This window comes from Stenotrophomonas sp. 22385 (genome assembly GCF_052045085.1).
In the GTDB taxonomy this organism is placed as follows: domain Bacteria; phylum Pseudomonadota; class Gammaproteobacteria; order Xanthomonadales; family Xanthomonadaceae; genus Stenotrophomonas.
On record NZ_JBQEOG010000004.1, the window covers coordinates 277699 to 299220 of the forward strand.

A 21522-nucleotide genomic window follows, 5' to 3' on the forward strand; every position below is an offset into this window, starting at 1 on the left:
CGGGTTGGCCGGGGTTGCAGGGCGTGGCACTACGCGGGGGTGGGGTCGTCCGGTAGTGCCAGCTGCGGCAGCGTCGGTTGGGTGGCGTCCACGGTTACCGGTTCGTCGCTGCGCAGCAGGGCGTGGGCTTCGGCTTCGCTGGCTACTGCCGGCGGCGAGCCACGCAGCGGCAGGTTGGCGGTTTCGTTGACGAACAGCATGGTCACCAGGCCGATCACCGCTGCACCCATCAGATAGTACGCGGGCACCAGCGGGTCGCCGGTGCGCTCCACCAGCCAGGCGGTGATCAACGGCGTGGTGCCACCGAACAACGACACCGACACGTTGAACGCGATCGACAGCGCGCTGTAGCGCACCGGGGTGTAGAACAGCGCCGGCAGCGTGGACGGCATGGAACTGGTGAAACACACCAGCGCCAACCCGAGCAGCATCAGGCCGAGGAAGATCAGCCCGTCATGGCCACTGCCCACCAGCAGCAGGCACGGAATAGCCAACGCGAACAGCGCGATGCACGCACCGATGATCATCGGCCGGCGCCCCAGGCGGTCACTGAACAAGCCGCCCACCACGTTGAGCGGCATCATCACCAGCATCACGATGATGATCAGCAGCAGGCCCTTGCTCTCGGCGTAGCCCATGGTCACGCTCAGGTAGCTGGGCATGTAGGTGAGCAGCATGTAGTCGGTGACGTTGAACACCAGCACCAGGCCCACGCACTTGAGCAGCTGCGGCCAATGCACGCGCAGCAGCGCGCCCAGTCCCGGGCGCTCGAGGTCGCGCTTGTCGGCCTCTTCGGCATAGGCGCGGAAGGCCGGGGTTTCTTCCAGCTTCATGCGCATGTACAGGCCGAGCAGGCCCAGCGGGCCGGCGATCATGAACGGCAGGCGCCAGCCCCAGTCCAGCATCTGCGTGCTGCTCAAGGCCATGTGCAGCACGGTCACCGTGGCCGCACCGGCGATGTAGCCGCCCAGCGTGCCGAACTCGAGCCAGCTGCCCATCAGGCCGCGGTTGCGGTCGGTGGAATACTCGGCAATGAAGGTCGCCGCGCCGCCGTATTCGCCACCGGTGGAGAAGCCCTGCACCAGCCGTGCGAGCAGCAGCAAGGCCGGGGCCCACATGCCGATGCTGTCGTAGGAGGGAATCAGGCCGATGCTGAAGGTGCCCAGCGCCATCAGGATCATGGTGAAGGCCAGCACTTTCTGGCGGCCGTATCTGTCACCCAGCGGGCCGAACACCAGCCCGCCCAGCGGGCGTACCAGGAATGCCACGGTGAACGTGGCAAAGGTGGCGATCAACTGCGCGGTCGGGCTGCTGGCGGGGAAGAACACCTGGCCGAGCGTGACCGCAAGATAGCCGTACACACCGAAATCGAACCATTCCATCGCATTGCCGAGCGCGGCGGCACCCACCGCTTTCTTGAGCATGGGGCGGTCGACCACCGTGACTTCGTCGACCTTCATCTGGCGGCGGCGCTTGAACCACCCGAAGTGGGCATGTGCGGCATGCAGTTCCTGCATCTGCTTTCTCCTGGAAGCAGGGCCATCAACGCGCCCGAGGTCCCGCGCAAGGCACAGGTGAACACCGCCTCTGGAAGAACGCTGCACGAGGCGCGAAGAGGGGTAGCAACAGGCGTTCCCGGACGGCCGCGTGGTACACCACGGCGCTGCAGGAAGGATGACCGAGAGACGGGCAATGGCCCGAGGCAATGATCAAGCGGTCATGTTAGCACAGTGTGTGCATGCGTCCTTTATCACTTCTTCACGCACGGCGTAAATGCCCTTTTCAAGGCATGTTTTGGCTACGCGTGCGCAGGTAGGGTCGCATCCCGATCGACTGCAGTGGAACCACCAACGTTCGTTTGTGGCATGACCATTACCGGAAAACGGCCTTCGCGTCGGCGCAGGTCATGCGTTACCGAACGCGGACGCGTCGAGGGCGGTCGTTTGGGAATCGACCCTACCGCCGCACGGCGAACACCGCGGCCGCATCAAGCCCCGCTTTGCAGTTCCATTGCGCGCATCACGATGGGTTTGGCCCAATCCGGCGTCTGCAGCAGATCGATCACCGTCACCGGAAAATGCAGGCCGTCGCGATCCAGCTGCAGCAGTGGCAGTGGTGCTGCCCTGCCCTTTGCATCAGCCGGCGCGCTGTTGTCATACACGTGCAGTTCGGCGAGATGCGGCAGCAGGTCGATCAGGTTCTCGCGCGCGGAATCAAACCGTGCCCGGATCTTGTCGTGCGGAATATCGTGCCCGCCCTGGCTGACCCGATCGGCCACGCGTTCGATGTGCAGCGCAACGCTGTGCAGGCCGCAGAACCAGATCGCCACGTCGTGGGTCTGGCAGGCATCGCGCAGCAGACGCGGGATGGTGTTGCCACCCAGCGTGGTTTCAAACGCGAAATCGGTGCCGTCGGCCATCGCCTGGCGGAGCCGCCGCGCGCCTTCGCTCCACGCGGCCGCATTGGCCTCGTCCAGTGGCCAGCCCTGTTCGACCAGGCGCCGGGTGAAGCTGTCCGGGTTGAACCAGGTCAACCCGGCGTCGCGCAGCCATGTACCCAGCAGCGAACTTTTACCGGCGCCATTGACGCCGGCCAGTACCAGTATCCTTGCCACCGATCAGAGCGAGGGGCCAAGGGCAGTCCTGCGCCCACGACGGATCGGCTGACCCATCACCTTGCCCAACCCACCGTTGGCGTTGAGGCTGGCCAGGGTGGTGTCGAACTCCGCGCGCAGGCGGTCCAACTCGCCCTGGCGTACGTCATCCGGGTTGCCGGCCGCGCGGGCCAGCAGTTCCTGGTAGGCCTTGATGTCCACGATCACCGCTTCGGGGTGGTTGTGGTTGGTGATTACCAGGGCCTGCTTTTCGCGCACCGTACGCATCAGGCTCGGCCAGCCCCGGGTCTTCACCGATGACGCAGTGGCCTTTTCAAGGCCGGGAACATCCAGGGGCAGGCTCATGACCGACATCCAGCAAGGGAATGTGGCCACTATACCCCTTTTGGGTAAATTGGGAATAAAGGGATATTCATCTACCCAAGGGCGCGTTCAAGCACCTCCAGATCCTCCCTGGCGGTCGGGCGGACTACCCGCCCCACCTCGCGGCCATCGCGCAGCAGGATCAGTGTGGGCCAGAGCTTGACCGTGAAGGCGCGCCCCAAGGGGCGGCCCTTGCCATCCTCGACTTTGCGGTGGTCCAGGGCGCGCTTTTCAACAAAGTCCTTGACCACTGGCTGCGCGGCCGCGCAATGCCCGCACCAGTCCGTCCCGAATTCCAGCAGCAGCCAGCCCTCGCCAGCTTCTACCTCGGCGCGGGGCGGCTCCAACTGGTCGGTGAACTTCCGTGCGTAGGCCATGACTCAGGCCGCCAGTGCGTTCTGGATGTCTTCCAGCGTGGAATTGGTGTAATCCTTGGCGATCTCTTTGAGCATCCGGCTCTGTACTTCCTTGTGCAGCTGCGGCCGGATGTGGCCCAGCGTGGTCGGGTCGGCAATCAGGATCAGGTGCTCGTAGAGGTGCTTGAGCGCGTGATCGTTCAACTGCTGCGCCAGCTGTTTGGCGAAGGTGGCTTCATTGAGCTGGGAAATGCTCATGTCCTTGGGCACCGCGCCGGACGGCCCTTGGCCGGAGACGCCTTCGGCACTGATGTCCTTGACCTTCAGTTCGTCCTCCTGCTTCAGCTGCAGCGTGCGGTCGTCGCCCACATTGGTGAACACGCGGGCCGAGCCGCCATCAGCGACGATGACGAGGGTACCTTTGGGGATCTGCAGGTGGGACATGGAGGACTCCTTGGATGGAAAAACGGGCGGTGTGTTGGCCCGCCCCCACCGTAGGGAAACGAATGTAAGCGCGGTGCATAGGCGCGTGTTCGCCGTGTGTGCAAGGGCATTCAGGGAGCTGGTTCGTCATTACGGTGTAAAATTCACGGTTTTTGACCGGAACCATGGCGAAGAAGCAGCACCGCACGCCCGTCCCCGGCCCGCCCTTCATCCGGTTGCTGGCGGCGCTGGCCGACCGCAATGCCCCGCGTACCGGGCCCGACCTGTCCGACCGGCTCAGCCAGTGGATCGACTGGACCCGGGCCGTTGCGCTTTCTCGCGCGCTCGACGGGCGGCTGCCGGCTGTGGCCGAGCCCGCACCGGGCTCCATTGAGGCGCTGGACGAAGAATGTGCGCGGGTTCGCACCACCCTGGTCGAAAGCATCACCGCCCCGCCCGCGGCAGGCAAGCCGGTCGCGACCGACGCCACGGCCTACCGCCAGCGCTGTCTCACCGTGCAGCGCGCCATGCTCACCGCCACCGGGCGCCTTCGCGGCCTGTTGCGGGACAGGCTCAGTGCCGGGCCCGGCGAGCTGCCGCGGCTGGCCGAGGTGGACGCCGCCATGGAGCAGGCGCTGAGCCCGCGCGAGCAGCACCTGCTGGCCAGCGTGCCGGCCCTGCTCGGCGCCCATTTCGAGCGTCTGCGCGACGACGCCGGCACCGCCGAGGTCGATCCGGACGGCGGCTGGCTGCAGGTGTTCAGGAACGACATGCAGGCCGTGCTGCTGGCCGAACTGGATGTCCGTTTTCACCCTATCGAAGGCCTGCTTGCGGCGCTTCGCCCCCACTAACCGGGCTGTCATGTTCAGAACTCCTCTCTACCTCGTTGTTTTCCTCGCCGGCCTGCTGGCGGTGTGCTGGATCGGTGCCGGTTACGTGGGCAGCAACCCGGTCGGCCTGGCCGTGGCGCTGGTGATTGCCGCCTGCTACGTGGCCGGTGCCGTTGAACTGCACCGCTACCGGCAGGCGACAGCCGGGCTGGGGCTGGCGGTGGCCGAGGCGGCTACCGCGCCGGCCGGCCTGGGCGCGTGGCTGGAGAAGGTCCCGGCCGGCCTGCGCAACGCGGTGCGCCTGCGCGTGGAGGGCGAGCGCGTGGCGCTGCCGGCGCCGGTGCTGACCCCCTACCTGGTCGGCCTGCTGGTGCTGCTGGGCATGCTCGGTACCCTGCTCGGCATGATGGCCACCCTGCGCGGCACCGGGCTGGCACTGGGCAGCGCCACCGACCTGCAGTCCATCCGCGGTTCGCTGGGCGCGCCGGTGGAGGGCCTGGCCGTGGCGTTCGGCACCTCGATCGCCGGTGTGGCCACCTCGGCCATGCTGGGCCTGCTGTCGGCGCTGTGCCGGCGGGAACGCCTGCTGGGCGTGCAGCAGCTGGATACCCGTATCGCCACCACCCTGCACGTGCATTCCCAGGCGTGGCAGCGCGCTGAAGCGTTCCGCCTGCTGCAGGCGCAGGCAGGCCTGATGCCGGCGCTGGTGGACCGCCTGGAAGCGCTGAGTGCCGCGATCGAAGCGCAGAGCGGCGCGGCGGGCGAACGCCTGGCGGCCAGCCAGGAAACCTTCCATGCCCGTGCCGAGGCCGCCCATGAGCGCCTGGCCGGTTCGGTGCAGGAGGCACTGCAGGCCAGCGTCGCGAAGAGTGCGCGCGCGGTCGGCGAGGCCCTGCAGCCGATCATGGCCGAGACCATGGCCGGCATCACACAGCAGACCACCGCCCTGCAGGCCACGGTGGGCGATGCCGTGCGTGTGCAGCTCGACGGCCTGGCCAGTGGCTTCGAGGCCAGCCGCGCCGCCACCAGCGAGACCTGGGCCGCTGCGCTCAGCAGCCAGAAGCAGGCGCACGACACGTTGTCGGCCGAACTGCGTTCGACCCTGGCCACGCTCGGCGAGCAGCACGACCAGCGCGCCGTGCAGCTGCTGGAAACGCTGGCGGCCCGTCTCGACGCCAGCGTCGATACCTGGACCGGGGCACAGACCGAACAGGAGCAGCGTCACGCCGCCCTTACCCGCGACCTGCGCGGCACCCTTGAGCGCTTCAGCCAGCTGCAGGGCGAGCACGGTGCCCGCCTGCTGGACGCAGTAGGCGCACGCCTGGAGGCCACGGCAGCCCAGTGGCAGGAAGCACAGACACTGCAGCAGCAGACCCACGCCGCGCTGATCGCGCAGCTGGGCGCCGCACTGGAACGCTTCGGCGACGCACACAACCAGCGGGCCACCGAACTGGTAGATACCCTCGCCGAGCGCATCGAGAGCAGCGCAAGCACCCATGCGCAGGCGTGGCGCGATGCGCTGCAGGGCCAGCAATCGGTCAATGCCGAACTCGCCGAGCGCAACCAGCAGGCGCTGGTGGCGGCCACCGCCAGCTTCGATGGCCATGCACGTTCGCTGGTGGACGGCCTGCAGGCCTCGCACAGCGGCCTGCAGGACCGCCTGGAGGCGCGCGATGCGCAGCGCCTGGCCACCTGGAGCGATGCCTTCACCCAGTTGTCGGAACAGCTGGGCCAGCAGTGGGCCGACAACGGCGCCCAGGTCGCGGCCAGCCAGCAGGCGGTCTGCGAAACCCTGTCGCGTACCGCACAGGAGATCGGCACGCAGGCGCAGGCACATGCGGCCGAGACCATCAGCGAGATTTCGCGACTGGTCACGCTCGCCTCGGAAGCACCGAAGGCGGCCGCCGAAGTGGTCGCCGAACTGCGCCAGAAGCTGTCCGACAGCATGGTCCGCGACACCGCCATGCTGGACGAGCGCACCCGCCTGCTGGCCACGCTGGAAACGCTGCTGGATGCGGTCAACCACGCCTCCACCGAGCAGCGCGCCGCCGTGGACGCGCTGGTCAGCACCTCGGCGGATCTGCTTGAGCGCGTGGGCACGCAGTTCACCGACCACATCGCCGCGGAAACCGGCAAGCTCGATGGCGTGGCCGCGCAGCTCAGCGGCAGCGCGGTGGAAGTGGCCAGCCTGGCCGACGCCTTCGGCACCGCGATGCAGAGCTTCGGCACCGCCAGCACCGGGCTGGGCGAACAGCTGCAGCAGGTGGCCGGCGCACTGGATGCCTCGATGACCCGCAGCGATGAGCAGCTGGCGTATTACGTAACGCAGGCGCGTGAAGTGATCGACCTGAGCGTGCTCTCGCAGCAGCAGATCATCGAAGAACTGCAGCAGCTGGCCGGCCGCCGCCGCAACGCCGGGGCCGCCACCGCATGAGTGACGAGATCGAGCTGGAAGGCGAAACCGGCGCGCCGATCTGGGCCGCCTTCGGCGACCTGATGTCGGTGCTGCTGGGCGCGTTCGTGCTGATCCTGGTCGGCGTGGTGGCGCTGCAGCTGGAGCTGTCGCATCGCCTCGATGAGGAAGTCGCGCAGCGCCAGGCCGAAGCCAAGCGGCGCCAGACCCTGGAACAGGCGCTGGCCGGCCCGCTGGCCGCCGGGCGGGTGACGCTGGTGGATGGCCGCATCGGCATCCGTGGCAGCGTGCTGTTCGCCCTCAATTCCGACCAGCTGCAGCCTGAAGGCCGCGAGCTGCTGCGCAGCCTGGCCGCGCCGCTGGCCGGGTATCTTTCGTCGCGCGAGGAAATCCTGATGGTCAGCGGTTTCACCGATGACCGTCCGGTACGCGACAGCAACCGCAAGTTCGCCGACAACTGGGAACTGTCGGCCGAGCGCGCCTTGACCGTGACCCGCACCTTGATCGCCGAAGGCGTGCCGGCCGGTTCGGTGTTCGCCGCCGCGTTCGGTGCCGAACAGCCGGTGGGCTCCAACGCCGATGAGGAAGGCCGTGCGCGCAACCGGCGCGTGGAAATGGCGCCGATTCCACGCCCGAAACCGACCGTAGCGGGCGATGGACGGTAACCGTACTGCCGCCAGCGACCGGCTCGCGCACTGGCGCGGGCAGCAGCTGGATCGCCACGATCCGGTGCAGTTCGCCTTCCTGGAAGCGCTGCAGCGCCGCGCGCAGCTGGCCAGCGGTTCGCTGCGCGGCGTGCTGGACGCTCGCCTGGAGACGCTGCTGGCGGCCTACGCTGAACGCGTGGCTGCCGCCCCCGTTGCAACCGCGCCCGCGAGGCACGCCGAAAGGGCGGATACGCTGGCCGCGCTGGGCCAACCGCGCGCCACGCACAACCCCGACTACCCGGCACTGCCGGCCTTGGCCGGGTTCCGCAGCACGTGGGCAGCGCTGCGCACCGCTGGCCAGGTGCGGCACACCCTGGCGCAGACCCCGAGCGATGGCGGTCCGTTGAACTCCAGCGTGCTGGTGCACCGTGCCATCGGCTGGATGGGCGACGTGTGGCCCGCGTACCTGCAACACTTCCTGGCGTACATCGACAACCTGGCCTGGCTGGAGCAGATGCAGCAGCGCGGCACCCTGCCCAGTCGCGACAGCGTGCCCGGCCGTACGCCGGCCAAGCCGCGCCGCAGCCGTACCGCGCGCTAGCCGCGCAGGGTCGCGCCGCCGTCCACGTACAGGTCGCTCATGGCAATGTGGCCGGCCTGGTCGGACAGCAGGAACATCACCGCCTGCGCGATGTCATCCGGGGTGGCCAGCTTGCGTAACGGAATGCCGGCCTTGTAGGTCGCAGGACTGCCATCGATGACCCGCTGCGCGCCGTGTTCATCGGCCCACATTCCGGTCTGCATCGGCGTCAGCGTGGAACCCGGCGCCACGATGTTGCAGCGGATGCCGTGCGGTGCCAGTTCCAGGCCCAGGCAGCGGGTGAACATGGTCGCCGCCGCTTTCGACGCCGCATACGCGGCCATGCCATGGCGCGGCACGCCGGCGGCGTTCGAACTTACCGTCACGATGGCCCCCTGCCCGCGCGGGGTCATCACCCGCGCCAGCGCACGGCATAGATGGAAGACGCCGTCGGCGTTGACCGCGAACACATGGTGCCATTGGGCGTCATCGATGCCGCTGACCTCGCCGACCTGCAGCACGCCGGCAACGCTGATGCCGAAGCCGATCGGGCCAAGGGTGGCTTCAACCGCTCCGACCAGGGCGCCAACCGCCGTTGAATCGGTCACGTCCAGCAGCCGCGGGTGCAGTCGCGGATGGGGCGGCAGCGCCGGCGCGGCGAGGTCGGTGGCCACCACCACGCAGCCGCTGTCCAGGAGCTGCTGGACCAGCGCGGCGCCAATCCCACCGCCGGCGCCGGTGACCAGCGCAATCGTATTTTCGAATCCCGTCAGCTTCATGTCATGTCCTTTCGTTCATGGCCGTCCCAGTGCTGCAGCCGCGCCGACAGCCATGGCGCCAGCTGCGCCACGGCATCGCGGCCGGTCAGCTCGGCATGCAGGAACGGCAGCGGCACTGCTTCCACCCGCGATGCGTGCGCCTGCCACAGCGCGGACTGCAGGTGCGGGCGTAGCGCATGGTCATTGCCGGCACGCACGTGCACCAGGGTGCCGTCGAAGTGGCGATGGTCATGCTCGCGGATCAGCCGGTTGGTACCGGTCACCGCGCGCACCACGCCGTCCAATACGTGCCCGGGCAGGTTGCCGAGCGCGCTGTCGCCGCGGCGCAGGAACGCCACGATGCGTTCACGGCTGTCCAGCTCCGGATGGCCCTCCGGGTCGTACCCGGCAATGGCCAGCAGCGCACGCAGCGCCGCCACCGGGTCCGGCTCGGGTTCGGCGCGCCAGCATTCGCTGGGATACGCATCCAGCAGGACCAGCGCGCCGACCTCACGCTGCATCGCCTGCAGGTGTACGGCGATCGCCTGGGCAATGATTCCGCCCACCGACCAGCCCAACAGGTGCACCGGCCCCAGCGGCTGCAGCGCGAGGATACGTGCGGCGTAGTCGGCAGCCAGCGCATCGATCCCCGCCGGCAGCGGCTGGGCGGGATCGAGTACCGGCGATTGCAGGCCATGCACATCGCGCGCCGGGTGCAGCGCACGACCCAGCTCACGGTAGTTCCAGGCGATGCCGCCCGCGGGATGGATCACGAACAGCGGCCCCCTGCCCGGCTCGCCGCGTGCGAGGGTGATCACTGGCGCCAGCCCGTGGTCGGTGTGCTGCTGCGCCGCCTCCAGCCGCGCGGCCAACCCTGCCACCGTCGGCGTGGCGAATACCGCACCCAAGCCCGGGTCCTGCTGCCAACGGTGCTGGATCGCCAGCAGCAGCTGCACGGCGGACAACGAATCACCCCCCAGCGTAAAGAAGTCCGCGTCGGCTGCTGCCGGCGCCGCCAGCCCGAGCACCTGCTGGAACAGCGCGGCCAGTGCCTGTTCGGTTGGCGTCTGCGCGCGGCGGCCGGCCGCGTGGGTGTCCGGCAGTGGCAGCGCGGTGCGGTCGAGCTTGCCGTTGGCCGTCACCGGCCATGCCTCCATCACCATGATGGCGGCCGGCACCATGTACTCGGGCAGTTGCGCGCCGAGCACACGGCGCAGGCTGCCTGTGTCCGGTACGTCGCCGGACACGTACGCCACCAGACGGGCCGGCATGCCTGGATCCTGGTCGCGCAGCAACACCTCGGCGCGGGCCACGCCGGGCACGCCGCGCAGCGCGGATTCAATCTCGCCCGGCTCGATGCGCAGGCCGCGCAGCTTGACCTGGTGGTCACTGCGGCCCAGGTATTCCAGCGCCCCGTCATCACGCCAGCGTGCGCGGTCGCCCGTGCGGTACAGGCGCCCTCCGGGGACGTGCGGATCGTCGAGGAAGCGCTCGGCGGTCAGGTCCTCGCGCCCAAGGTAGCCACGCGCGAGCTGCACACCGCCGAGATACAGGTCACCGGGCACGCCTGCCGGCAGCGCACGCAGCTGTGTGTCCAGCACGTAGAGTCGGGTGTTCCAGACCGGGCGGCCGATCGGCACCGGGTCGGAGCGGTCCTCGCGGGAAGCAGGCCAGTAACTGACATCCACCGCGGCCTCTGTGGGACCGTAGAGGTTGTGCAGTTCCGCATCCACGCGCGCATGGAAGCGGTCGCGCAAGCCGGCGTCCAGGGCCTCGCCACTGGTGAACACCTGCTGCAGCGCCAGCCCACGCAGATCCGGCACGGCCAGCCAGGCGTCCAGCATGGACGGCACGAAATGCAGCGTGGTGATGCGTTCGGCCGCGATCAGTCGGGTCAGCGCCTGTGGGTCGCGGTGCAGGCCGGGCGATGCGATCACCAGCGTGGCAGCGCTGATCAGCGGCAGGAAGAACTCCCAGACCGAGACATCGAAGGTGGCGGGCGTCTTCTGCAGGATGCGTGCCTCCGGCCCGATCCGGTACTGGCTGCGCATCCATTCGAGACGGTTGACGATGGCGCGGTGTTCCACCACGACGCCCTTGGGTTCGCCGGTGGAGCCGGAGGTATAGATCACGTACGCGGCATCGCTGGGCTGCACGATATCGGGGAGAGCATGATCGCTGCTGGTTGCCCACTGCGGCGGCGATAACACGGGCGCGCCCACGAAACGGTGCGCGGCGCCTGCCTCCGCCAGCACGCACCGTGGCTGCGCCGACGCCAGGATCTTCCGCAGGCGCGCATCCGGGTGGTCCAGATCCACAGGCAGGTACGCGCCGCCTGCACGCACCACGGCCACCAGCGCGATCACCAGCGACAACGAACGCGGCAACGCCACCACCACGCGCGACTCGCGGGTAACGCCAAGTACCTGGAGCTGCAGCGCCAAGGCACGGCTGCGCTGTTCCAGCGCCGCGTAGCTCAATGCCTCGCCGTCGAACACCAGCGCGGTTGCGTCCGGCGAATCGGCCAGCCGCAGGTTCAGCAGCGCGGCCAGCGACACATCGGGAACCGCATGCTGCGTGGCATTGACCATGTGCAGCCACTGCTGCGCCTCGTCAGGCGTGCATAGCGCAACGTCTGCCAGCAGGTCGCCGCGTGCCTGCACGTCGAGCGCGGCCGACACGAAATGCAGCAGCCGTCTGGCATGCGCGGTGATCTCCGACCTCGCGTACTGCTGCGGGTTGGCCTCGATCTCCAGCGCCAGCGACGTCAGTGCATCCCCGCGGAAGCCGAAGGTGATGTCGTCCACCGGGCCGGTACACAGCACTTCCAGCTGTGCCTCGACCCCCGGCCACGGCAGCGGCCGGTAGAACGGCTGCACGTTCACCAGGGCGCCGTGCAGCCGATGCTGCTGCCCGCTCCAGTCCAGGTCCCGGCGGATCTGCTCGCCCCGGTAGCGCCCATGCCGTCGGCCGCGCACCAGCGCCCGCGCGGTATCGCGCACCCTGCCCTCAACGGTTTCATCTGCTGTTGCGGCTACGCGCAGCGGCAGCACGTTCATCACCATCGCCGGCACCCGTGCCGACACGCTGCCCAAGCGCCCCATGTAGGGCACACCCACGGTCACTTCGTCGCTTGCCGTCATCCGTCGGCAGTACTCGGCGGTCAATGCGGTGAGCAGGTCCGGCCAGGGCTGGCCCATGGCCTGCGCAGCGGCAAGCAGCCGCTCGCGCAGCGGCGCGCCGATGACCTTGGTCAGGCGCAGGGCGTCGCCAGCCGCCGCGGCCATGCGACCCCCCAAAACCTCTGCAGGTGCCGCGCCCCGCATGTATGCCTGCCAATAGGCGGCGTCGGCCGCGCGGCGTTCACCGGTGCGGTACTGCGCGTCTTCGTCCAGCACCGGCGACAGTGGCTGCAGCGCATCGGTGGTCTCCCCGGCGTACAGCGCACGCACCCGGGCACTGAACTGCGCCATGCCATAGCCATCGGTGGCCAGGTGATGTACCCGCAGATACCACGCGAAACGCCGCGGACCAAGCACGAACAGGCGCTGCTGGGCGACGCGGTCGCGGCCGGGATCGACCGGCCGCAGGCGGTCGGCCTGCATCACCTCCCGCGCGGCGTGCAACGGGTCGCTCTGCGCAGACAGATCCACCACCTGCACGCGCGGAATGTGGCTCGGGTCCAGCCACTGCTGCGGCACGCCCGCTGCGTTTTCGGCCACGCGCAGGCACAGTGCCTCGGCTTCAGCGGCGGCTGCATCGGCAGCGGCGCGGAAACGGTCAACATCCAGCGCGCCTTCAAACCACACGACGTGTGCGGTATTGAATGCTGCGGGCGCAGACGACAGGCGCTGCGCGTACCACAGGCCGGTCTGCGCCCCGCTCAGCGGATACCGTTGCTGCCCTGCGCCCTCAGCGCTGGCCACCTGCGCGCTCATGCCCCGGCGCTGGCCCGGGCCTGCAGCTGCTGCACCACCTGCCACCAGCCGGCCAGCGTGGTGTGCTCGGCCAGGTGGCCGAACTCCAGCGCGATGCCGGTGCTGCTCCAGGCCAGCACCAGCCCGAGTACCCGCATCGAATCCAGGCCCAGGTCCATCAGGTGGTCGTCATCACCAACCGCGTCAGGGGCTTCGCCGAGCATGCCGGCCACATCGGCGCGCATCCGTTCCAAGGTCAGGGATGCGGTGCGGGCGTCATTCATGCCAGGCGCTCCAGCAGCTGCCCGGTGGTCATCGGCACGCCGCAGGTGCGGGCGATCCAGTGCAGTGCCTGGTCATGGTCCGCCCGCGAAAAATCGGCCACGGCGTCGGCCGCGATGAAGGCTTCGATATCGCGCTGGAACGCCTCGGCCACGGTGGCGGCGCAGCCGATATGGGCGTACACGCCAGTCACCAGCAGCTGGTCGCGGCCGCGTGCACGCATCATCGTCTCCAGGTTGCTGCGCTGGAACGCGCTGTAGCGGTGCTTGACCAGTATGTGATCGCCATCGGCAGGCGCCAACGCATCGACGATCGCCACGTGTTCGCTGATCGCTTGCATTCCCGGGCCCCACAGATCCGCCTGCAGTCCACGGTCTCGCCGGTCCTGGTTGCCGCGCTGGGCCGTGTAGAAGACCGGAATGCCCTGCGCCCGGCACTGCGCGACCAGCCGGACCATGTTGGCGGTGGCCGGGGCCAGCGGCGCGGCGTTGGCACCGAACGCGGCCAGGAAGTAGCGCTGCATGTCATGCACCAGCAGCGCGATGCGCCCGGCGTCAGGCTGCCACGGCCCGCGCGGCGCCGGCAATTCGGCCGCCGTGGGCAGCGCGTAGGTGGGAATGGTGGGCAGCGCCATCAGCGCGGTTCTCCTGTCTGTTCAATATGGCGTGCGCGCAGCTGCGCACGCAGTTCGCGGCGGCTGACCTTGCCCACCGCCGTGGTGCCGAAGGCGTCCACGAATACCACCTGGTCCGGCACCTTGAAGGCGGCAAGGCCGCGGCCGCGCACCCAGGCCTTGAGGGTGGCGGCGGTCGGGCGCTCGCCGCGGGTGATGACGAAGGCGCAGCTGCGCTCGCCGAGGTACGGGTCGGGCATGGACACCACCGCCGCGTCAAAGACGCTGGCGTGCGCGAGCAGGTGGTCTTCGATCTCCTCGGCAGAGATCTTTTCACCCGCGCGGTTGATGTGGTCGCCGGCGCGGCCCTGCACCACCAGGTAGCCGCCCGGCAGCTGCTGGACCATGTCGCCGGTGCGATAGAAGCCATCCTCGGTGAACGACCGTGCGTTCGCGCCGGGCTCATTGTGGTAACCGCGGATCGTGTAAGGGCCCCGGGTCAGCAGGTGGCCCACCTCGCCCGGCGCCACCGGGTTACCGTGATCGTCCACCACCAGCACTTCATCGTCGGGCGAGATCGGGCGGCCCTGGGTATTCAGCACGCACTCCGGCGCATCGTGCAGGCGGGTGTAGTTCACCAGCCCTTCGGCCATGCCGAACACCTGCTGCAACCGGCAGTCCAGCCCATCGATGACCCGGCGCGCGGCTTCCGGCACCAGCTTGGCGCCGCCGACCTGCAGCACCTGCAGGCTGGACAGGTCATGCGGGGTACTGGCCGCAGCCTGTGCCCACAACAGCGCCAACGGCGGCACCAGGCCCACGCAGGTCACCCGCTCGCGCGCGATCAGCGGGAAGGCGGTGTCCGGGCCTGGGCCGGGGCTGAGCACCACTCGCGCCCCGGCGTACAGTGCGCCGAAGAAGCCGGGTGAACTCATCGGGAAATTGTGTGCGGCCGGCAGCGCCACCAGGTACACGCTGTCGCGGCCGATGCCGCAGATCCCGTTGCTGGCGCGGAACGAATACAGGTAGTCGTCGTGGGTGCGCGGAATCAGCTTCGGCAAACCGGTGCTGCCACCAGAGAGTTGCAGGAACGCCACCGACTGCGGGTCGGGGTCCGGCGGCAGCGCGGCGGGATCGCCGGCCAACCCGGCAACGGCAACGAACTCCGCGGCATCGCCGACGATGAACACGTGGCGCAGGGCGGGAATGAACGCCTGCAGTTCGCGCGCCAATGGCCGGTAGTCGAAGGTTCCAGGCGACGAGGCGGCGGCAATGTACGCGCTGGCTTCTGCCGTGCGCACCACGTGGGCTATCTCGGTCAGCCGATGCGCCGGCAGGGCATACACCGGGATCAACCCCGCGCGGAACAGCCCACAGACGACGCTGACAAATTCGACCGTGTTGCCCAGCTGCACCACCACCCGGTCACCCGGCGCCAATCCGGCGGCCAGGAGACCAGCACCGATGCGCCCGGCCTCCTGCCACAGCTGTGCATAGGTCAGGCGGGTCTCGCCGCCGACCACGGCCACGTCGTCGGCGAACTGCGCTGCACGCTCGCGCAGGAAACCGGGGAAGGTTTCGCCACGCCAGTAGCCGGCGGCGCGATAGCGTGCGACCAGCGCCGGCGGCCAGACCTGGCGCAGCGGCACACGCACCGGAGAAGCGGCGGTAGTCATCAGCATGTCCATCCTTCAATCCGTGGGGCGGCGTCCGCGCCCAGCGCGGCCAGCAAGGCCCCGAACTTCACCCCGGTCTCGACGACCTCTGCGGCCGGCGCCGAACCCGCGACGATGCCGGCGCCGGCATGGATGCGGGCCCGGTGACCCTGCACGCGTGCACAGCGGATCGCCACGTACCAGTCGCCATCGCCGTGCGCGTCCATCCAGCCCACCGCGCCTGCGTAGAAGCCGCGCTGCACCGGCTCAAGGCGGCGGATGGTATCCAACGCCACTGCGGCAGGCGTACCGCACACCGCCGGCGTGGGATGCAGGGCAGCCAGCAGCGTGGCTACCGACGTGGACGGATCGCGCAGGCGTGCTTCGATGCGCGTGCCCAGGTGCCACAGGGTGGTGGTGGCATGCAGGGTCGGCCGCGCTGCAGCGTCGATCCGCTCGCAATACGGACGCAGTGCCGCCACGATGGCGTCGACCACGTAGCGGTGCTCGTCATGGTCCTTCGCCGAGCCCAACAGCTCATGGGCCGCCAGGGTGTCCTCATCCGGATCCGGGCGACGCCGGGTCGAGCCGGCCAGCGGATGCGAGAACACCTGCGGTCCGCGGCGCGACACCAGCAGCTCCGGGCTGGCCCCGACCAGCCACGCTGGCGCATCGCCGGCGGCTACCGGCAGCGGGCACAGGTAGGTGACCGCTGCCGGGTCCTGGCCCAGCCGCGCCACCAACGCGCGCGGGTCGATAACCGCGCGGCTGTGCACACGCAGCGTGCGTGCCAGTACCACTTTCTTCAGTTCGCCGTCGCGGTCGTGCAACGCTGCCACTGCCTGCTGCACCGCATCCGCATACTGCGCCGCGCTCGGCTCCGGGTGGATGTCGCCATTGAAGGGCACTGCAGGCGTCGCCGGTTCAGCGCTTCCCTGCACCAGTTCCTGCGGCTGGTACAGCGCGTCGGCCGCTGCCGGATCGAACGGCAGCGCGCCCACCAGCAGCCCGGGTGCGCGGCCTTTGCGCGCAAAGAAGGTCCGCACGCGCGCGTCCAGCGTTGCGGTTCCGCCGGCCGGGAGCGTGGCATGGCATCCGCGTGCATCCAGCGTGCGTCCGGGCAGGCGCAGCAGGAACTGTCGCCTCGCCTGCGCGGCCGGAACCGGCAACCCCGCATCTCGTTCGGCAGACACCAGATCGGGCAAGCCGGGTACCACGGGAGTTGAATGCATGCATCACCACGACCGATCAGAAATGGACACGCACCGCGCGAGAGCGGGCGTTCGATTGATTCGGCTTCGTCGATCCGGGGACCGTCGTGGCTATCGACTCAAATGATAACAGCTCGCATTTGTGTTTGCCCGCTCAATGATTCCGGTGTTCATGAGGCGGATCGACGCCGTCTTCCGGCGACCCGACTAAGCTGCAGGCAATGGTCCCCGGAAACCCGCCCATGGCGTCACCTGCCCTGCCCGCCCTGCTTGCCGACGCACAGGGCTTCCCACTGCAGATCATCAGCCTGGCGGGTGAACTGTGGAGCGGCGAGGTGCGCGAGGTGAGCATGCCCGGCAGTGACGGCCGTTTCGGGGTGATGGCCCGGCATGCCCCGCTGCTGAGCACGCTGCAGGAGGGCATGGTGTCGGTGTATCCACTCAAGGCCGAACCGCCGCTGCACGTGTACGTGTCCGGTGGCTACGTGGAAGTGCAACCCGCCAAGGTGATCGTGATGGCCGATCTGGCCCTGCGCAGCGAGGATCTCGACCAGGCGCGCGCACGGGTGGCCGCCGAGGCCGCACGCTCACCGATGGCACAGGCATTTACCGGGGAGGATTATGTGCGCCTCCACGCAGAACTGATGCACCAGCGTGCCCTGCAGCTGCGCGGGCTGCCCTGGAAATAGCACCACCGGGTGCGACAACCGGTCCTCTCCGTGCGCACGCCGGGCGACGTCCTCCGCGTGCCCGGATACGGGGCGCCCGCCGTGCCACAACACTGCCTTCACGCTGGCCCCACAGAGACCTGCTCATGCTGAACAGGCGGTAGTGATAGATGACGCATACAAGATGTTGCATGGATACAGCGGCCTTTGGACCGGAGGATTCGGTCCCTCGCTGATCCTGGTACGACGTTGTGGTGCTACGGGGGTCGTGCGGTCCACCCAGTTCCGTTTCGGAGTCCAGTCATGACAGCCATTACCCCATGCGGCCCGCGCCGCATGCTCGTTACGGCCATCGCCGTGACGCTCGCGACCCTGCCCCTTGCTGCAGCAGCAGGCACGCTCACCGGCCCCGGCAGCACGCACACCGTGCAGCCCGGCGACCTGCGTGAGGACTGGACGGTGTCCGATGGCGCCGAGCTCACCATCGCCGCCGGTGGCCTGGCTGGCCCGACCCAGGTCGACAACGCCAGCGTGATCGGCACCGACGTGGACATCAGCGGCCTGTTCGGGATCCGCGTTGCCAACGCCGGCAGCGCCGCCATCAACGGCGGCACGATGACCTTCACCTCGACCTTCGCCGACGCTGGCGGGGTCTCGTCGGGCAGCACGATGGGCATCAACGCGGTGACCGTCGCTTCCGCCGGGCGCGGTTTCAGCGCCACCGGCGACGGCAGCGAACTCACCCTGACCAACACCACCGTCGACACCGGCGGCGAAGCCCTGCAGCTGAGCGATGGCGCGCTGCTGGTGCTGGACAACGTGCAGGCAACCTCGGTCGGCACTTCCGGCGCCGGCTTCGGCTACGCGCTGGACATCGAAGGTGGTACAGCGCGCGTATCCAACAGCACCCTGACGGGCAGCCTGTCCGGGGTGGCGATGACCGGCGGCGCGCTGGTCATGGATGCCTCGACGATCCAGTCCGGCAGCACCGCGCTGTCCATGGCCGGCACCGGCACCTCCGGCCCCACGGCTGCGCTGTCCGGCTCGGAGGTGATCGGCGCCACCGGCGCGACCGTCTCGCGCGGGGCCAGCCTGACCCTGGCCGCCAGCCAGGTGCGTGGCACGGGCACCGGCAGCGGCGCCAACAACGGCATGGGCGTGGTGGTGAACAACGCCAGCCTGGTGGTGTCGCAGGGCAGCACCGTGGAGGGCAGCAGCAGCGCCCTGTCCATCACCGGCAACGCCGCCGGCAACAGCACCGTGGTCATCGACCAGTCGCGCCTGGTGTCGACTACCGGCCCGGCCATCGTCATGCCGCTGACGGGCAACGCCGACATCCGCATCGCCAACGGCTCCACCGTTGAAGCGGGCAATGGCGTGATCCTGCAGGTCGCGGCCGGGGCGGTCGCCAACCTGGCGGTTGCCGGCTCCAACCTGGTCGGCGACATCGTCGGCCAGACCCGCGGCTTGAACAGTGCCGAGGTCAATATCGCGCTCAGCGAGGGGGCATCACTGACCGGCACCATCCTCAACGGTGCCGCGGTCGGCCTCACCGACGCCCGCTGGCAGATGACCGGCGACAGCACGGTGCAGGACCTTTCCCTGGGGAGCGGGTCGCTGCTGGAACTGGGTGATGGCAGCACCTTCAACACGCTCCAGGTGGCCGGTGACTACGTCGGCGGCGGCGGTACGCTGCTGTTCAACACCGTACTGGCCGGCGACGAATCGGCCTCGGACAAGCTGGTGATCGCCGGCGACAGCAGCGGCCAGACCAGCGTGCGCGTCAACAATGTCGGCGGTGCAGGTGCGCAGACCAGCCAGGGCATCAGCCTGATCGAAGTGGGTGGGGCGTCCAACGGCACCTTCGACCTCGCCGGGCGCGCGGTGGGTGGCCAATACGAGTACTTCCTGTTCAAGGGCACCGCCGATGGCAACTGGTACCTCCGCTCGCAGGCCCCCGATCCCTGCAGCGTCGATCCGACCCTGCCTGGCTGCGTGGATCCGGAACCGGATCCGTGCGCGGTCGATCCCACCCTGCCCGAATGCGTGGACCCCGAGCCGGTGCCGGTGCTGCGGCCGGAACCGGGCGCGTACCTGGCCAACCTGCAGGCGGCCGAAGGGATGTTCCGGCTCGGCTATCACGAGCGCCACGCAGGCCAGAACAGCGGGCGCGCCTGGGTGCGCGTGGATGGCGCGCGTTCGCGCTTCGACGCCGACAGCTCCCAGCTGGATGTGCATGGCAGCAGCCAGGCGCTGAGCGTGGGTACCGACCTGCTGCGCAACACCCAGGGCAGCGCGTTCGGGGTGATGCTGTCCAGCGGCAATGCCTCCAGCACCTCGACCAGCACGCTGACCGGATACTACGCCCGCGGCAAGGTGCGCGGGGCCGCATTGGGCGTGTATGCCACCTGGCGCGCCGCGGCCGACGCCGATGCCGATCCCTACACCGGGTTCTACCTGGACGGCTCGCTGCAGCACGCGCGCTTTTCCAACCGGGTGGAAGGCGCCGGACTGGCCACCGAGCAGTACGACAGCCGCGCCTGGCAGGGCGCGCTGGAAGTGGGCCACGCCTTCCGCATCGGCGGTGGCGGGCATGGCGGGGTGTTCCTCGAGCCGCAGCTGCAGGTGGGCTATACGCGCTGGAGTGATGTACGCCATCTTGAACAGAACGGCACGCTGGTCACCAGCGAAGACGCCAACGGAACCTTCGGGCGTGTCGGCGTGCGCGTGTCCGGCGTGACCCGCTGGCAGGGCACGGCGGCCAGCGTACAGCCCTACATCGCCGCGCACTGGATCCGCACCGGCGCGGACGCGCGCGTGCGCATGGATGACGAGCCGGTGGATGCGCGCATTCCGCGCAACCGTGGCGAGTTCAGTGCCGGTGCCTCGCTGCTGTTCGCCAACGGCTTTGGCGCGTGGGGCGGGTTGTCGCTGCAGCAGGGCCAGGGATATTTCCAGCGCACTGCGCAGATCGGGCTCAGCTACAGGTGGTGAGATGGCGGCGCGGACAACAAGCCGCGCCGCTTGAACCACCCCTCCAGCGGCAACGTCACCAGTGGCGGCACCGCTGCCAGCAGTGCCAGGCCGGCGGCCCACCACGGCCAGCGCAGCTTCACCGCCGCCAGCACCGTGACCACCACGTAGACCATGAAGGCCACGCCATGCACCGGCCCGAACAGCGCCACGCCGGCGGTGGACGGCTCGGCGGCGTGGTACTTCAGATACATGCCGACCAGCAGCCCGGCCCAGGTAAAGGCCTCGAACAAGGCGACAACGGCAAACACACGACCCATCGGGTGCATCGGTACGTACGCTCGCAAGGCAATCTCTGCAGGGGCGGCAAGGCCGGCCATCATACCGGCTTGGCGCGAATGCGATGCTTTCGCACTCAGACGAACATGCCGCCCGACGCTTCCACGCGCTGCGCGTTGATCCAGCCCGTGCGCGGCGACAACAACGCGGCAACCACCGGTCCGATATCGTCCGGCTGCCCTGCGCGACCCAGCGCGGTGTTGCCGGCCACCATCGCATTGATGTCGGCGTTGTCACGCACATGCCCGCCGCCGAAGTCGGTTTCGATCGCGCCCGGCGCCAGCGTGTTGGCACTGATCCCGCGCGCGCCGAGTTCCTTGGCCAGGTAACGGCTGAAGACCTCGATACCGCCCTTCATCATCGCGTAGGCCGAACTTCCCGGCAGCGAGAAGCGGGCCAGTCCACTGGACACGTTGAGAATGCGGCCGCCATCGGCGATCAGCGGCAGCAGCGCCTGGGTCAGGAAGTACGGCCCTTTCAGGTGCACGGCGACCAGTTCGTCGAACTGGGCCGGGGTGGTGTCAGCGAACCCCGCATACAGGCCTTCGCCAGCGTTGTTGAACAGCCCCTGCAGGCCGGCCGCGCCCCAGGCCTGCAGTTGCGCCTGCACGGCCATGGCGAAGCCGGCAAAGCCGGCGCTGTCGGCCATGTCCAGCGGCAGCGCGGCGGCACGCCGGCCCAGCGCCTGGATCTGGGCGACCACGGCGTCGGCCGCATCGGCCCGGCGACGGTAGGTCAGCAGGATGTCGGCACCGTCGGCCGCCAGCGCCAGGGCGGCGTTGCGGCCAAGCCCACGGCTGCCTCCGGTGATCAGCACGACGCGGGAAGTGGAGAGGGACATGGAGTGCTCCTGGATGAGGTGTGACGCCAGACTATTGGC

General features: G+C 69.0%; 19 protein-coding genes. 6 read left to right on the forward strand and 13 right to left on the reverse strand.

The window, feature by feature from the left end; translation table 11 throughout:
- Positions 1-29: 29 nt before the first annotated feature.
- The 5 genes from proP to ACTJI4_RS09685 form a co-directional block, all read right to left on the reverse strand.
- A complete protein-coding gene (proP, locus tag ACTJI4_RS09665; protein WP_440869209.1) occupies positions 30-1517 on the reverse strand; it encodes a glycine betaine/L-proline transporter ProP in 1488 nt (495 codons plus the stop codon).
- Positions 1518-1987: 470 nt separating this feature from the next.
- On the reverse strand, positions 1988-2614 hold the full coding sequence (locus tag ACTJI4_RS09670; protein ID WP_392924035.1) for a hypothetical protein: 627 nt from the start codon (positions 2612-2614) through the stop codon (positions 1988-1990).
- Positions 2615-2617: 3 nt separating this feature from the next.
- Positions 2618-2959, reverse strand: coding sequence for a type II toxin-antitoxin system prevent-host-death family antitoxin (locus ACTJI4_RS09675; RefSeq protein WP_392924038.1), 342 nt, complete (start codon positions 2957-2959; stop codon positions 2618-2620).
- Between the two features lie 71 nt (positions 2960-3030).
- A complete protein-coding gene (locus ACTJI4_RS09680) occupies positions 3031-3354 on the reverse strand; it encodes a thioredoxin family protein (protein ID WP_440869210.1) in 324 nt (107 codons plus the stop codon).
- 3 nt (positions 3355-3357) lie between these two features.
- Entirely contained in the window at positions 3358-3777 is a 420-nt protein-coding gene (locus ACTJI4_RS09685) for a baeRF12 domain-containing protein (RefSeq protein WP_440869211.1), read from the reverse strand.
- Positions 3778-3929: 152 nt separating this feature from the next.
- On the opposite strand from ACTJI4_RS09685, the gene ACTJI4_RS09690 reads away from it, so the two are divergent.
- Genes ACTJI4_RS09690 through ACTJI4_RS09705 form a run of 4 tightly spaced genes read left to right on the forward strand, consistent with a single transcriptional unit; the run spans position 3930 to position 8247 of the window.
- A complete protein-coding gene (locus ACTJI4_RS09690; protein ID WP_440869212.1) occupies positions 3930-4607 on the forward strand; it encodes a DUF3348 domain-containing protein in 678 nt (225 codons plus the stop codon).
- A gap of 10 nt (positions 4608-4617) precedes the next feature.
- Positions 4618-7020: a DUF802 domain-containing protein gene (locus tag ACTJI4_RS09695; RefSeq protein WP_440869213.1), complete on the forward strand. Its 2403-nt coding sequence runs from the start codon at positions 4618-4620 to the stop codon at positions 7018-7020.
- Positions 7017-7664, forward strand: a complete 648-nt coding sequence (locus ACTJI4_RS09700; protein WP_440869214.1) for an OmpA family protein — start codon at positions 7017-7019, stop codon at positions 7662-7664. The genes ACTJI4_RS09695 and ACTJI4_RS09700 overlap by 4 nt, the downstream gene beginning before the upstream one ends.
- Positions 7654-8247, forward strand: a complete 594-nt coding sequence (locus ACTJI4_RS09705) for a DUF2894 domain-containing protein (RefSeq protein ID WP_440869215.1) — start codon at positions 7654-7656, stop codon at positions 8245-8247. The genes ACTJI4_RS09700 and ACTJI4_RS09705 overlap by 11 nt, the downstream gene beginning before the upstream one ends.
- On the opposite strand, the gene ACTJI4_RS09710 is transcribed toward ACTJI4_RS09705, so the two are convergent.
- The 6 genes from ACTJI4_RS09710 to ACTJI4_RS09735 are packed head-to-tail and all read right to left on the reverse strand — an operon-like array spanning position 8244 to position 16644.
- The gene (locus tag ACTJI4_RS09710; RefSeq protein WP_392924057.1) at positions 8244-9005 is read right to left on the reverse strand and encodes a 2,3-dihydro-2,3-dihydroxybenzoate dehydrogenase; all 762 of its coding nucleotides are present in this window, start codon (positions 9003-9005) and stop codon (positions 8244-8246) included. The two genes, ACTJI4_RS09705 and ACTJI4_RS09710, sit on opposite strands and share 4 nt — an antisense overlap.
- Entirely contained in the window at positions 9002-12922 is a 3921-nt protein-coding gene (locus ACTJI4_RS09715; protein WP_440869216.1) for an amino acid adenylation domain-containing protein, read from the reverse strand. Before ACTJI4_RS09715 ends, ACTJI4_RS09710 begins: the two co-directional genes overlap by 4 nt.
- Entirely contained in the window at positions 12919-13185 is a 267-nt protein-coding gene (locus tag ACTJI4_RS09720; RefSeq protein WP_392924063.1) for a phosphopantetheine-binding protein, read from the reverse strand. The genes ACTJI4_RS09715 and ACTJI4_RS09720 overlap by 4 nt, the downstream gene beginning before the upstream one ends.
- Positions 13182-13817: an isochorismatase family protein gene (locus ACTJI4_RS09725; RefSeq protein ID WP_440869217.1), complete on the reverse strand. Its 636-nt coding sequence runs from the start codon at positions 13815-13817 to the stop codon at positions 13182-13184. The genes ACTJI4_RS09720 and ACTJI4_RS09725 overlap by 4 nt, the downstream gene beginning before the upstream one ends.
- On the reverse strand, positions 13817-15472 hold the full coding sequence (locus ACTJI4_RS09730) for a (2,3-dihydroxybenzoyl)adenylate synthase (protein WP_440869218.1): 1656 nt from the start codon (positions 15470-15472) through the stop codon (positions 13817-13819). The genes ACTJI4_RS09725 and ACTJI4_RS09730 overlap by 1 nt, the downstream gene beginning before the upstream one ends.
- Positions 15472-16644 carry an isochorismate synthase gene (locus tag ACTJI4_RS09735; protein WP_440869219.1) on the reverse strand — a complete coding sequence of 391 codons (1173 nt, stop codon included), beginning with the start codon at positions 16642-16644 and terminating at the stop codon, positions 15472-15474. The genes ACTJI4_RS09730 and ACTJI4_RS09735 overlap by 1 nt, the downstream gene beginning before the upstream one ends.
- A gap of 260 nt (positions 16645-16904) precedes the next feature.
- Here ACTJI4_RS09735 and atpC point away from each other — a divergent pair, with 260 nt between their 5' ends.
- Complete coding sequence (gene atpC / locus ACTJI4_RS09740; RefSeq protein ID WP_440869220.1) at positions 16905-17351, forward strand: ATP synthase F1 subunit epsilon; 447 nt, start codon at positions 16905-16907, stop codon at positions 17349-17351.
- Positions 17352-17633: 282 nt separating this feature from the next.
- Positions 17634-20324, forward strand: a complete 2691-nt coding sequence (locus ACTJI4_RS09745; RefSeq protein WP_440869221.1) for an autotransporter family protein — start codon at positions 17634-17636, stop codon at positions 20322-20324.
- On the opposite strand, the gene ACTJI4_RS09750 is transcribed toward ACTJI4_RS09745, so the two are convergent.
- Positions 20312-20632 (reverse strand): DUF3817 domain-containing protein, encoded by a 321-nt coding sequence (locus ACTJI4_RS09750; protein WP_392924263.1) that lies wholly within the window; start codon positions 20630-20632, stop codon positions 20312-20314. The two genes, ACTJI4_RS09745 and ACTJI4_RS09750, sit on opposite strands and share 13 nt — an antisense overlap.
- Before the next feature lie 86 nt (positions 20633-20718).
- Complete coding sequence (locus ACTJI4_RS09755; RefSeq protein ID WP_392924080.1) at positions 20719-21483, reverse strand: SDR family NAD(P)-dependent oxidoreductase; 765 nt, start codon at positions 21481-21483, stop codon at positions 20719-20721.
- Between the last annotated feature and the right edge of the window lie 39 nt (positions 21484-21522).